General features: G+C 74.3%; 11 protein-coding genes. 5 read left to right on the top strand and 6 right to left on the bottom strand.

The features are described from left to right. Positions 1-20: 20 nt before the first annotated feature. Genes ACQPYN_RS00605 through ACQPYN_RS00595 form a run of 3 tightly spaced genes read right to left on the bottom strand, consistent with a single transcriptional unit; the run spans position 21 to position 2,990 of the window. The gene (locus ACQPYN_RS00605; protein ID WP_433032018.1) at positions 21-1,148 is read right to left on the bottom strand and encodes a 5-methyltetrahydropteroyltriglutamate--homocysteine S-methyltransferase; all 1,128 of its coding nucleotides are present in this window, start codon (positions 1,146-1,148) and stop codon (positions 21-23) included. Between the two features lie 10 nt (positions 1,149-1,158). Next, a complete protein-coding gene (locus ACQPYN_RS00600; protein ID WP_433032016.1) occupies positions 1,159-1,992 on the bottom strand; it encodes an IclR family transcriptional regulator in 834 nt (277 codons plus the stop codon). A 17-nt stretch (positions 1,993-2,009) separates the two neighbouring features. After that, on the bottom strand, positions 2,010-2,990 hold the full coding sequence (locus tag ACQPYN_RS00595) for an aldo/keto reductase (protein ID WP_433032013.1): 981 nt from the start codon (positions 2,988-2,990) through the stop codon (positions 2,010-2,012). Between the two features lie 133 nt (positions 2,991-3,123). Here ACQPYN_RS00595 and ACQPYN_RS00590 point away from each other — a divergent pair, with 133 nt between their 5' ends. Beyond that, on the top strand, positions 3,124-5,481 hold the full coding sequence (locus tag ACQPYN_RS00590) for a glycoside hydrolase family 65 protein (protein ID WP_433032010.1): 2,358 nt from the start codon (positions 3,124-3,126) through the stop codon (positions 5,479-5,481). Positions 5,482-5,484: 3 nt separating this feature from the next. On the opposite strand, the gene ACQPYN_RS00585 is transcribed toward ACQPYN_RS00590, so the two are convergent. Then, positions 5,485-5,856, bottom strand: coding sequence for a hypothetical protein (locus ACQPYN_RS00585; RefSeq protein WP_433032007.1), 372 nt, complete (start codon positions 5,854-5,856; stop codon positions 5,485-5,487). 163 nt (positions 5,857-6,019) lie between these two features. Here ACQPYN_RS00585 and ACQPYN_RS00580 point away from each other — a divergent pair, with 163 nt between their 5' ends. Then, entirely contained in the window at positions 6,020-6,895 is an 876-nt protein-coding gene (locus tag ACQPYN_RS00580; protein WP_433032004.1) for a helix-turn-helix domain-containing protein, read from the top strand. 61 nt (positions 6,896-6,956) lie between these two features. Next, positions 6,957-7,295 carry a DUF397 domain-containing protein gene (locus ACQPYN_RS00575; protein WP_433032001.1) on the top strand — a complete coding sequence of 113 codons (339 nt, stop codon included), beginning with the start codon at positions 6,957-6,959 and terminating at the stop codon, positions 7,293-7,295. A gap of 20 nt (positions 7,296-7,315) precedes the next feature. Here the strand turns inward: ACQPYN_RS00575 and ACQPYN_RS00570 are convergent, their stop codons facing one another. Then, positions 7,316-8,770, bottom strand: a complete 1,455-nt coding sequence (locus tag ACQPYN_RS00570) for a serine/threonine-protein kinase (RefSeq protein WP_433031998.1) — start codon at positions 8,768-8,770, stop codon at positions 7,316-7,318. 253 nt (positions 8,771-9,023) lie between these two features. Here ACQPYN_RS00570 and ACQPYN_RS00565 point away from each other — a divergent pair, with 253 nt between their 5' ends. Both ACQPYN_RS00565 and ACQPYN_RS00560 read left to right on the top strand, forming a co-directional pair. Beyond that, complete coding sequence (locus ACQPYN_RS00565; RefSeq protein WP_433031995.1) at positions 9,024-9,596, top strand: antitoxin; 573 nt, start codon at positions 9,024-9,026, stop codon at positions 9,594-9,596. Further along, a complete protein-coding gene (locus ACQPYN_RS00560; RefSeq protein WP_433031992.1) occupies positions 9,589-10,398 on the top strand; it encodes a thioesterase family protein in 810 nt (269 codons plus the stop codon). Before ACQPYN_RS00565 ends, ACQPYN_RS00560 begins: the two co-directional genes overlap by 8 nt. 4 nt (positions 10,399-10,402) lie before the next feature. Here the strand turns inward: ACQPYN_RS00560 and serS are convergent, their stop codons facing one another. Next, complete coding sequence (gene serS / locus ACQPYN_RS00555; RefSeq protein WP_433031989.1) at positions 10,403-11,698, bottom strand: serine--tRNA ligase; 1,296 nt, start codon at positions 11,696-11,698, stop codon at positions 10,403-10,405. Between the last annotated feature and the right edge of the window lie 174 nt (positions 11,699-11,872).

The following is an 11,872-nucleotide window of genomic DNA, read 5'->3' as shown; positions in this document are numbered from 1 at the left end:
ACCCGGGGAACCCGGGCGACTCAGCCCCAGACGTCGCGGGCGACGGAGACGACGAGGTCGAGCTTGGCGCGCTGCTGCTCGGGGGTCAGGTCGTTGCCCTCGACCGTGGAGGAGAACCCGCACTGGGGCGACAGGCAGAGCTGCTCGAGCGGCACGTACTTCGTCGCCTCCTCGATGCGGCGCTTGAGGGTGTCGGGGTCCTCGAGCTCGCCGGTCTTGGTGGTGACGAGGCCCAGGACCACCTGCTGGTCGCCGCGGGGCAGGAAGCGCAGGGGCGAGAAGTCGCCGGAGCGGGCGTCGTCGTACTCGCAGAAGAAGCCGTCGACCTGCAGCCCGCCGAAGACGGCCTCGGCGACGTGGTCGTAACCGCCCTCCGCGGCCCAGGACGAGCGGTAGTTGCCGCGGCACATGTGCGTGGTGACGCGCAGGTCCGACGGCCGGTCGCGCAGCACCTCGTTGATCGTGTCCACGTAGCGCTGGTGCATGTGGTCGGCGTCCTCGCCGCGCGCGGCCATCGACTCACGCTGGGCGGGGTCGTTGAGGTACGCGAGCGAGGTGTCGTCGAGCTGGAGGTACCGCACACCCGCGGCGTAGAGCCGGGAGACCTCGTCGCGGTAGGCGGAGGCGAGGTCGTTCCAGAAGTCGTCGGGGTCGGAGTACGGCGAGCCCTCGTGCACCGGGGCGCCGCCGAGCCGGTAGTGCAGCATCGACGGCGACGGGATCGTCAGCTTCGGCACGGCCGTGGAGACGGTCGACGCCAGCATCGAGAACGCGTCGCCGAAGATCGTCGTCGACAGCCCGATGCGCTGGTCGATCACCAGCGACATGGCCGCGAACGTCAGGTCGCCGGAGGCGTTGCGGAAGGCCACCTCGACCGACGAGTCCTTCGAGGAGGACACGCCGTCGAGCTGGTAGAGGAAGTCCATGTGCCACGAGCTGCGGCGGAGCTCGCCGTCGGTGGCGGCCTGCAGGCCCACCGACTCCTGCAGGGCGACGGCCTCGCGGATCGCGTCGTCCTCGGCCGCGCGCAGGGCGTCGTCGGAGAGGCTGCCCTCCGCGTGGGCGGTGCGGGCCTGCTTCAGGGCCGGCGGGCGCAGGAGGCTCCCGACGTGGTCGGCACGGAACGGGGCGGTGGTCCGGGCACTCATGCGCGGCAGGTTATCCGCGACGGACGGCCCCCGGACCCCCGTCGTCCCATCCAGTGGAAACGGGATCCCGCAGGGCGACGGTGAGGCGCCGGGCCCCCTCGCGGATCGCGCGCTCGAGGCGGCTCCGACGGTCGGCGATGCTGCCCGGCCCCCCGGCCGGGACGACGGGCACGGCCACGGCGACGGCCCCGACGAGGGTCGGGACCCCGGCCTCGGACATCCGCACGGGTGCCGCCATGCAGGCGAGCCGCTCGCGGAACTCGCCCCGGTCGACGGCGAGGTCGTTGCGCCGCACGCCGGTGAGCTCGCGCTCGAGCGCGTCCCGTTCGGTCATCGTCCGGTAGGCGTGCGCGGGCAGGCCGTCGCGGTCGAGGATCGCGCGGCGGGCCACCTCGTCGGCCTCGGCGAGCAGCAGCTTGCCGATCGCCGTGGCGTGCAGCGCGCCCCGCCAGGCCGAGATCACGGGCACCGGGTGGTCGGCGCAGTCGTCGTGGGCCACGACCACCACGTCCCCGTCGCGGAACGCCGCGTACAGCGCGCCCGCCTGGGCGGTGCTGTGCACCTCGCCGAGGATCGCGCCGAGCCCGCGCGGCACGGGGAGCTGGGCGACGAGACGGTCGTGCAGCGCCGGGAGCTTGGGGCCGAGACCGAAGCCGCGCGAGGCCTCCAGCCGCACGAGGTAGCCGTCGGTCACGAGGCTCTCGAGCAGGTGGTAGGTCGTCGAGAGGTTGTACTCGAGGCGCCGGGCGACGGCCTTCGCGCTGATCCCGTCGCCGGCGGCCGCGACGACCTCGAGCACCTGCAGGGCGCGGTGCACCGACGAGAGCGCGCTCACAGCACCCATGACACCTCACGCGGCGCTCACCCCGCCAGCCGAGTGTCCTCCGACGCCTCGGTGAGGGCCGCCAGCTCGTCGGGGGCGAGCGTCAGTTCCGCCATCGGCAGGATCGTTCCGAGCTGCTCGACGGTGCGGGCGCTCGCGATCGGCGCGGTGACCGTCGGCTGCGCGGCCAGCCACGCCAGCGCGACGGCGGCCAGCGGGACGGCGTGGGCGCCGGCGACCTCGTCGAGCACCCCGAGCACCCGCTCGCCCCGCGCGTCGAGGTAGGCCATCGCCCCGCCGGCGCGCGCCGAGGCCATCGGGCCGCTGGTGTCGGGCGGGGCGTCACCGGGCCGGTACTTCCCCGTGAGGAAGCCCTTGGCCAGCGCGAAGTACGGCATGACGCCGAGGTCCGCCGACGAGACGAGCTCGGCCAGCTCGTCCTCGTAGCTCGCACGTTCGACGAGGTTGTAGTGCGGCTGGAGCGCCACGGGACGCGCGAGCCCGTGCCGCTCGGAGAGCGTCAGCACCGTCGAGAGGCGCTCCGCGGAGTAGTTCGACAGCCCGACGTACCGGATCTTCCCCGCGCGGACGAGCTCGTCGAACGCCCCGAGCGTGTCCTCGACCGGTGTGTCCGGGTCGTCGCGGTGGGCGTAGTACAGGTCGATGTGGTCGGTGCGCAGGCGGCGCAGCGAGTCGTCGCAGGCGGCGCGCAGGTTCTCCGGCGAGAGCCCCGGACGCTCCGGCCACGAGCCGACCTTGGTGGCGACGACCACCTCGTCGCGCACCCCGCGCTCGGCCATCCAGTCGCCCAGCACCCGCTCCGAGTCGCCGCCGGTGTTGCCCTCGACCCGCCAGGTGTAGGAGTCGGCGGTGTCCACGAAGTCCCCGCCGGCCGCCCGGTAGGCGTCGAGCACCGCGAACGAGGTCGGCGCGTCCGCCGTCCACCCGAACACGTTGCCGCCGAGGCAGAGGGGGTGGACGTCGAGCTCCGTGCGGGGGATCCGGACGCGTGCGGCCATGCGGACCACCGTATTCCCGCCCCCGTCACACGCGGCGGCTACGCTCCCGCGCAGCCGAGCAGGAGATCGACGACGGCTCCTCGAGGGCGGTGGGGCGCGGACCGCGCGCATCCGGAGTGGACGAGGAGACCCCGTGATCACGAACGCGTTCCGCGTCGACCCCTGGATGATCCACGAAGCGCACGTCGACCTCGACGCGCTGCCCCAGACCGAGTCGCTGTTCGCCCTGGCCAACGGCCACGTCGGGATGCGCGGCAACCTCGACGAGGGGGAGCCGCACGCCATGCCGGGCACCTACCTCAACTCGTTCTTCGAGTCCCGCCCGCTGCCGCACGCCGAGGGCGGCTTCGGGTTCCCGGACGAGGGCCAGACGCTGGTCAACGTCCCCAACGGCAAGCTGATCCGGGTGCTCGTCGACGACGAGCCGCTCGACGTGCGCTACGGCCAGGTGCGCGCGCACAGCCGCACGCTCGACATGCGGGCGGGCACGCTGACCCGCCACGTCGACTGGGTCTCCCCCAACGGCCAGCGGGTGACGGTGACGTCGCAGCGGCTCGTGTCGTTCTCGCAGCGCTCGGTGGCGGCGATCTCCTACGAGGTCGGCGTGCCCGAGGACGCCGGCTCGGACGCGCTGCTCGTCGTCCAGTCCGAGCTCTTCGCGAACGAGCAGATGCCGGTCATCGAGGGCGACCCGCGCGTCGCGGCCGCGCTGCACGACGTCCTGGTGCCCGAGCACCACTCGAACTCCAGCCACGGCGCGCGCATGACCCACCAGACGCGGCGGTCCGAGCTGCGGGTCGGCGCGGCCATGGAGCACCAGGTCTTCGGGCCCGACGACGCCCAGGTCACGAGCTCGTGCTCCAACAACGTCGGGCGCACCACGGTGATCACCCGGCTCAAGCCCGGCCAGACCCTCCGCGTGGTCAAGTACATGGCGTACGGCTGGTCGAGCCAGCGCTCGCAGCCCGCGATCGTCGACCAGGTCGAGGCCGCGCTGGACGCGTCGGTCTACACCGGCTGGGACGGGCTCCTCGCCGCGCAGCGCGACTACCTCGACGCGTTCTGGGACAAGGCCGACCTCGAGATCGACGGCGACCCGCGGCTGCAGCAGGCGCTGCGGTTCTGCCTCTTCCAGGTCCTCCAGGCCGGTGCGCGGGCCGAGCACCGGGCGATCGGCGCCAAGGGCCTCACCGGGCAGGGCTACGACGGGCACTGCTTCTGGGACGGCGAGACCTTCGTGCTGCCGGTCTTCATGTACACCCAGCCGCGGGCGGCGGCCGACGCGCTGCGCTGGCGCCACAGCACCCTCGACATCGCGTACGCCCACGCCGAGCACCTGGGCCTCAAGGGCGCGGCGTTCGCCTGGCGGACGATCAACGGCGAGGAGTGTTCGGGCTACTGGCCCGCCGGCACCGCCGCGTTCCACGTCAACGCCGACATCGCCGACGCCGCCATGCGCTACGTCGCGGCGACCGACGACAAGGAGTTCGAGCGCGAGGTCGGCGTCGACCTGCTGGTGGCCACCGCGCGGCTGTGGCGCTCGCTGGGCCACCACGACAGCGACAGCGCGTTCCGCATCGACGGCGTCACCGGTCCCGACGAGTACTCCGCGGTGGCCGACAACAACGTCTACACGAACCTCATGGCGCAGAAGAACCTGCGGGGCGCCGCCGACGCCGCCGTGCGTTGGCCCCGCGAGGCCGAGCGGCTGCACGTCTCCCCCGAGGAGGTCGCGAGCTGGCGCTCCGCCGCGAGCGCGATGGTGATCCCCTACGACGAGGCGCTCGGGGTGCACCAGCAGAGCGAGGGCTTCACCCGCCACGCGGTGTGGGACTTCGAGAACACGCCCGAGGACACCTACCCGCTGCTGCTCAACTACCCGTACTTCGACCTCTACCGCAAGCAGGTCGTCAAGCAGCCCGACCTGGTCCTCGCCATGGTCCAGTGCCCGGACGCGTTCACCCCGCAGCAGAAGCACGACAACTTCGTCTACTACGAGCGGATCACCGTCCGGGACTCCTCGCTCTCGCCGGGCACGCTCGCCGTGATGGCCGCCGAGACCGGCCACCTCGACCTCGCCTACGACTACCTGTGCGAATCGGCGCAGATGGACCTCGCCGACCTCGAGCACAACGTCCGCGACGGCGTGCACCTCGCGGCCATGAGCAGCGCCTGGACCGCGGTCGTGCTGGGCCTCGGCGGGATGCGCACCCACGACGGGCGGCTGACCTTCGCGCCCCGCCTGCCCGAGGCGCTCTCCGGGCTGCGGTTCCGCATCCAGTGGCGGGGGCGTTCGGTGCACATCGCGGTGGCGGGCGCCGAGACGACCTACACCCTCGAGCACGGCGACGACCTCGACCTCAGCCACCACGACGAGAAGTTCACGCTCTCGACCGACGCGCCGGTGACCCTCGACGTCCCACCGGCGCCCGACACGGGGGAGGTCGAGCAGCCGGCAGGCCGGGCGCCGCTGTTCCGGCGCCACAGCTAGTCGCTAGTACCGGATGCGGCTCGCCACCGGGATGACCCGGTGGCGCCGGGACGCCCCGCACACGCCGAGCGCGCGCCAGGGAAGCGATGGTCCCGCCGACTGGTAGCGCGAGCGACCGGGGTGCCAGAGCCCGTCGGCGCCGCGGTCCCACCGGGCGACGCCGGGCACCTGGCCGAGCACCGTCACGGCCACGACGTCGAGGGGCTCGGGGTCGACCGCGACGTCCCAGCCCTCGCCGCTGACCGGCAGCCCGCAGCGGCAGTGCGTGAGCGTCGCGCGGTGCCCGGTGGCGGTGGTGGTCAGGACCCCGTAGGCGGGCTCGGCGGGCAGGATCCAGGCGTCCCCGCCGGGGAACACGGCGCGTGCCGCGTCCACCGCGGGCTCCACACGACGGTCGGACACCGGGGCCTCCGCGTCACGCGTCCGTGGGGTTACATGTAGGGCAAAGAGTAGTTCACCGGTTGGTGTCGGCTCCACTGGCTACCCTCCCCCGACGAACGGCGTTGATCAGTGGCGTCGCGGGGCCCGGGGGGAGGGCGTGGTCGACCGCAGCGGGGCCGGACCCGACCGGATCGATCCCAGCGCGCTGCGCTGGTTGATCGGTCACGAGCTCCGGGCCGCCCGTGAACAGGCCGGGCACACCCAGTCGGCGGCGGCCCGGGTGCTCGGCTGCACCCACGCGAAGATCAACTATCTGGAGCAGGGCAAGAACCAGCAACGCCCCGACGAGGTCGGGATGCTCCTGCGGTCCTACGGCGCCGAGCCGGGCGACGTGGAACGCCTCGCGTCGCTCGCCTCGGCCGCCGACCGCGGCACGTGGTGGGCGCCGTTCGCCGACGTGGTGCCCGACTGGCTGCGCACCTTCGTGGGTCTCGAGGGCCTGGCGGCGGCGTCCTTCGCATACGAGCCGTTGCTGCTCCACGGGCTGCTCCAGACCCGCGCCTACGCCACGGCCCTGCTCGTCGATCCCCTGCGCGTCCCGGTCGTCGACGTCGAGCGCGTCGTCGGCCTGCGCCTCGCGCGCCAGCAGCGTCTGCACGACCCGGCGCGCCCGTTGCACTACGAGGCGGTGATCGAGGAGACGATCCTCGACCGTCTCGTCGGCGGCCCCGCGGTGATGGCCGAGCAGCTCGACCACCTGCTCACCCTCTCGACGCAGGACAACGTGACCATCCGGGTGATGCCGCTGGCGGTCGCCGTCCACGACGGGCTCGACGGCGAGTTCACGCTGCTCGATTTCGACGCTGCGCGATCGATCGGTTACGTGGAGTTCCAGGACGGGGCCGTCTACGTCCAGGATCCCGACCGGATTGGCGGATACCGCACCGCCGCTGTCAGACTCCGCGACGCGGCGCTGCCGGAGGATGCCTCCCGGGAGGTGGTCCGCAGCCGCCGTACGGCGCTGGACTCCTGAGCCAGGTGGACGGTCCCTGCGCCGACGTTCGCCGTACCGCTCCCCCGGTGCAAGGAGACACATGGCCATGACGCACGGATGGCGGACCTCCAGCTTCAGCTCCAACGGTGCGAGCTGCGTCGAGATCCTCGAGGCCGATGGCGCCACCTACCTGCGCGACACCAAGTCCCACGGCGAGGGTGCCGTGCTGCACCTCGACGGGCCGGCGTGGGCGGCGTTCCTGCGCGAGGTCGCGCACGACGCCCCGTCCGCGAACGGCGCGGTGGAGGTCACGGCCGACGACGGCGGGCGCCTGGTGCGCGAGACGTCCTCGGACGCCCTGCTGCTCTTCCGCGACGACGAGTGGACGGCGTTCCGCCGCGGGGTGCTCGCCGGCGAGTTCGGCGACGTCGGAGCCTGAGGCCTCGGCGGCCTCGAGGGTCAGTTGGCCGGTTCCGGCACCGGTGGGACGACCGTTTCGCCGTCGTCGGTGCCGCCTCCGCCGCCACCGCCGCCACCTGCGCCGCCGCCTCCACCACCGCCGCCTCCGGCCGTGGTGGTGGGGGTGGTCGTCCGCACCGGCGGCGGTGTGGTCACGGGCGGCGGCGCCACGGTGGTGGTCGGCGCCACGGTGGTGGTGCGCCGCGAGCGCGTGGTCGTCTCCTCCTGCGTGGTGGTCGTGCTGCTCGAACTGAAGACCGGGGGCGCGGCCGGGATCACGGGCGGCGCCGCCTCCTCATTGTTCGAGAGCAGGAAGTAGCCGCCCACACCGCCGGCGAGCAGCAGCGCGAGCAGGGCCACGACCGCGGCGCGGCGACCGCGGCGAGGCGCCGGCTGCTCCGGCGCCGGCTGGCCACCGACGAGGGCCGTCGGGTCTGCGGCGCCGTAGCCCGCAGTGCCGTAGGCGGCCGCCGGGCCGTAGCCCCCGGGCGGCGTCCCCATCCGGCGCGTCGCGCCACCGGTGGCCGGACCGGCCATCGGGGCGTAGGCGGTGGGGCCGGTGCCGGTGCCCATGGCCGTCGTGCGCATGGCGCCGCTGCCGGTGACGGGCGCCGGGGCGAGCACGGTCTCGGCGTCCATGCCGCTCTCGCGGGCCAGCGCGCGGAGCTCGCCGACGACCTGCTCGGTGGTCGGGCGCTCCATCGGCTCGTCGAACGTCATCGCGGCCAGCAGGTTGCCCAGCGGCGCGGGCAGCTCGGGCGGGATCTCCGGCGCGCGGTGCAGCCGGGCGACGGCCGCCTCGAGGGCGTTGCCCGGGTACTCGCGGCGCGCGGTGATGCACTCGAGCAGCACGAGGCCGAGCGCGTAGACGTCGGACGCCGGGCCGACCGGCTGGCCGCGCACCTGCTCCGGCGACAGGTAGGACGCCGTGCCGATGACCATGCCGGTGGCGGTGATGTTCGTGGCGTCGGCGAGCACGGCGATGCCGAAGTCCGACAGGTGCGGGCGCCCGTCGGTGTCGAGCAGCACGTTGCCGGGCTTGATGTCGCGGTGGACGACGCCGTGACGGTGCACGTAGGTGAGGGCGTCGCCGAGCGCCGAGCCGAGGGCCACCACGTCGCCGAGGGCGAGCGGCCCGGTGCGGATGCGGTCGGCGAGGGACTCGCCCTCGATGAGCTGCATCACGAAGTAGGCGCGGTCGCGCTCCTGGCCGACGTCGTAGATCGTCACCAGGCCCGGGTGGTTCATCCCGGCCAGCGTCTGGACCTCGCGCTGCCGGCGGGACTCGTCGGCCTCGCCGACACCGGCCGGGAAGAGCTTGACCGCGACGTCGCGCCCGAGCAGCTCGTCACGCGCCCGGTAGACCTCCGCCGCGCCGCCACGTCCGATGAGGTCGCCGAGGGTGTAGCGCCCGCCGCCCACGGTGGGTGGCGGGCCCGCCTCCGTCGAACTCACGCCCGCGCGCCTCCTCGATCCACGTGCTGCCGACCCTGCGCGTCGGCGTCGTCTCGTCCGGACACGGGTGTCCGTCGGACCGTTGTCCAGTGCCCATCGTGCCTGGCCGCCCGGCGCGTCCGACGGCCACCCTGCCGCACGGGGTACCTCCGGAACCAGCACGGCCGTGCCGGGACCGGCTCCCGATCGGGTGTGGCCCGGGTCGTACCCCGGGTACCGTGCCAGCTCGGACCCCCGTCGGCCTGGAGGACCCATGAGCCGTGACGACTACGTGCAGCAGGGCAAGCAGTTCGCCAACGACCTGCGCGACACCGCGAGCAAGAAGGTCGCCGACAACGAGGAGAGCATCCTCGGCGCCGTCGGCAAGGCGGCCCGTTGGGTCGACGAGAAGACCGGCGGCAAGTACGCCGACCGGATCGGCAAGGCCGAGGCCAAGGTCGGCGAGGGCGTCGGCCGGGTCGCCAAGCAGGGCACCGGCGAGCCGAAGGCGCCCGGGGCGGCGGCCGGCGACGGCACCGGGCCCGTGACGCCGCCGTCCGGCACCCGCCCCGCCGGCACCCAGCCCCCGGCAGCACCACGCCGACCGGGACCCCGGACGCGACCCCGCCGCACGCGGAGGGCGCACCCGCGGGCCCCGGGGCCGCGACGACGGGCCCCGGCCCGACCGAGCCCCGACCGGGCCCGTCGGCCCGCCCACGCGGGGCGCCACCGAGCCGAGGACCGAGCCCACGCGCCCCACGCACCCGCCGCGCGACGACGCCGCCGACTGGCCGCGCCCGCCGCAGTCGTGACGCGTCCCCGCAGCACCGGCGCCGCGCATGGCTGAGTTCGACAAGGCGACGCGGCCCGAGCCGACCGAGCGGCCCGGTCACTACGCGATCCTGCTCGACGAGCAGTGGAGCATCGGGCCGAAGCTGCACGGCGGCTACCTGCTGGCCGTGCTGGCGCGGGCGGCCCGGGAAGCGATCGCCGACGAGCGACCGGAGCACACCTGTCCGCAGTCGGTGACCGGCACGTTCCTCCAGGCCCCCGAGCCCGGGCCGGCGACCATGGAGGTCACCGTCCTGCGGCTCGGGCGCGGGGCGTCGCAGCTCCGGGTGCGTCTCGACCAGGACGGGCCCGCCGCCGAGGCGGCCTGCGTGCTGGGCCCGCCCGCCGCGCTGTCGCCGGACGACCACGAGCCGGGGCCACCGGAGCTCACGCCGCTCGAGGACTGCCCGCGCAGCCCGACGGGCACGGAGGACGGGCGCGGCTCGCTGCCGATCATGGGTGTCGTCGACACCCGGCTCGACCCGCGGACCACCGGGTTCCTGCGGGGTCGCCCGTCCGGCGAGGGCCGCATCGCGGGCTGGGTCTCGCTGGACTCCGGCGAGCCGTGGACCCCGGAGGGCCTGCTGGTGGCGCTGGACATCCTGCCGCCGGCCACGTTCGACATGGGCCTCGCGGGCTGGTCGCCGACGATGTCGCTCTCGGCGCACGTCGTCGCGGCGCCCGTGCCCGGCCCGCTGCGGGTGGTGCAGTGGGTCGAGCGCGCCGGCACGGACCGCATGCACGAGACGTGCCGCGTGTGGGACCCGGCCGGGCGCCTCGTCGGCCACGCGCACCAGCTCGCGGCCATCCGGAGGTAGGCGGCTACTCCGTGGTGCCGTCGGGCAGCAGCCGGCGGAAGCCGGTGTAGGGCACGAGCACCTCGGGCAGCGTCACCGACCCGTCCTCGGCCTGGCACTGCTCGAGCACCGCGGCCATGGTCCGCCCGATCGGCAGGCCGGAGCCGTTCAGCGTCGCCACCTGGCCCCGCGCGCCCTGCGCGTCCTTCGAGCGGATGCCGGAGCGGCGGGCCTGGAACGTGCCGCAGTCGGAGCACGACGAGATCTCGCGGTAGGTGCCCTGGCTCGGCAGCCACACCTCGATGTCGTAGGTCAGCCGGGCGTTGAACCCCATGTCGCCGGCCGCGAGCCGCACGACCCGGTAGGCGAGCCCGAGCTCCTGGAGGCACGCCTCGGCGTGGGCGAGCATCGTCTCGAGCTCGGCGTCCGACTCCTCGGCGGCGCAGACCCGCACCAGCTCGACCTTGGAGAACTGGTGCAGCCGCAGGATCCCGCGGGTGTCGCGGCCGTAGGAGCCGGCCTCGGAGCGGAAGCACGGCGTCCACGACGTGTAGGCCCGCGGCAGCGACTCGGTGGCGAGGATCTCGTCGGCGTGCAGCGCCGTGAGCGGGACCTCGGCGGTGGGGATGAGCCAGAGGTCGCGCTCGTCGGTGCCGGTGCGGAAGAGGTCGTCCGCGAACTTCGGCAGCTGGCCGGTGCCGGTCATCGTCGTCCCGGTGACGAGGTACGGGACGGAGAACTCGGTGTAGCCGTGCCGGCCGGTGTGCAGGGTGAGGAAGAACGTCGCCAGGGCCCGCTCGAGCACCGCCCCCGGGCCGCGCGCGACGCTGAACCGGGCGCCCGAGAGCTTGGCCGCGCGACCGAAGTCGAGGATGCCCATCGCCTCGCCGAGCTCGACGTGGTCGCGCGGGGCGTCGAGAACCGGGGGGTCGCCGACGCGGCGGACCTCGACGGCGTCCGCCTCCGAGGCGCCGTCGGGGGCGTCGTCGGAGGGCAGGTTGGGGATCGTGAGCAGCAGGTCGCGCAGCGCGGCCTCCGCGGCCTCGACCTCCTCCTCGGCCTCGCGGATGCGGTCCTTGAGCTCGCGGGCGCGCTCCTTGAGCCGGTCGACGTCGGCCGACGACGACCCGCCCTTGGCGGCCTTCCCGACCTCGGCGGCGGCCCGCTTCGACTCGGCGCGCAGCTCGTCGACCGCGCCGATGGCCCGCGCCCGTCGCGACGACAGCGCCTCGAGGCCGGACAGGTCGAGCGCGTAACCGCGCCGACCCAGACGGCGGACCGCCTCGTCACCGAGCTCGAGCAGGAGCCGTGCGTCGTGCATCCGGGGGCGTCCTCTCCGGGGGTGGGTGGGAACCGCAGGGCTCCAGGGTCCCGCACGCGGGCGTCGGCGTGACGCTCAGGGCCGCCCGGCGCACCGGGCGCACAGGACGGCGCGCCGAGAGTCGAGGGGGTGGGAGGTGGTCCGGCCCGCGGCGGACGACACACGAGGGACGAC

The sequence above is a fragment of the Actinomycetospora sp. CA-053990 genome (genome assembly GCF_050948445.1).
GTDB classification, from domain to species: Bacteria; Actinomycetota; Actinomycetes; order Mycobacteriales; family Pseudonocardiaceae; genus Actinomycetospora; species Actinomycetospora callitridis.
Note: the sequence above shows the minus strand (reverse complement) of the source record. Positions and strands in the feature narration are given on the sequence as shown.

Coding starts and splice junctions, on each gene's coding strand:
- ACQPYN_RS00605 (WP_433032018.1), bottom strand. CDS start 1,148: ATGAGTGCCCGGACCACCGCCCCGTTCCGTGCCGACCACGTCGGGAGC.
- ACQPYN_RS00600 (WP_433032016.1), bottom strand. CDS start 1,992: ATGGGTGCTGTGAGCGCGCTCTCGTCGGTGCACCGCGCCCTGCAGGTG.
- ACQPYN_RS00595 (WP_433032013.1), bottom strand. CDS start 2,990: ATGGCCGCACGCGTCCGGATCCCCCGCACGGAGCTCGACGTCCACCCC.
- ACQPYN_RS00575 (WP_433032001.1), top strand. CDS start 6,957: ATGGCCATGACGCACGGATGGCGGACCTCCAGCTTCAGCTCCAACGGT.
- ACQPYN_RS00565 (WP_433031995.1), top strand. CDS start 9,024: ATGAGCCGTGACGACTACGTGCAGCAGGGCAAGCAGTTCGCCAACGAC.
- ACQPYN_RS00560 (WP_433031992.1), top strand. CDS start 9,589: ATGGCTGAGTTCGACAAGGCGACGCGGCCCGAGCCGACCGAGCGGCCC.
- serS (WP_433031989.1), bottom strand. CDS start 11,698: ATGCACGACGCACGGCTCCTGCTCGAGCTCGGTGACGAGGCGGTCCGC.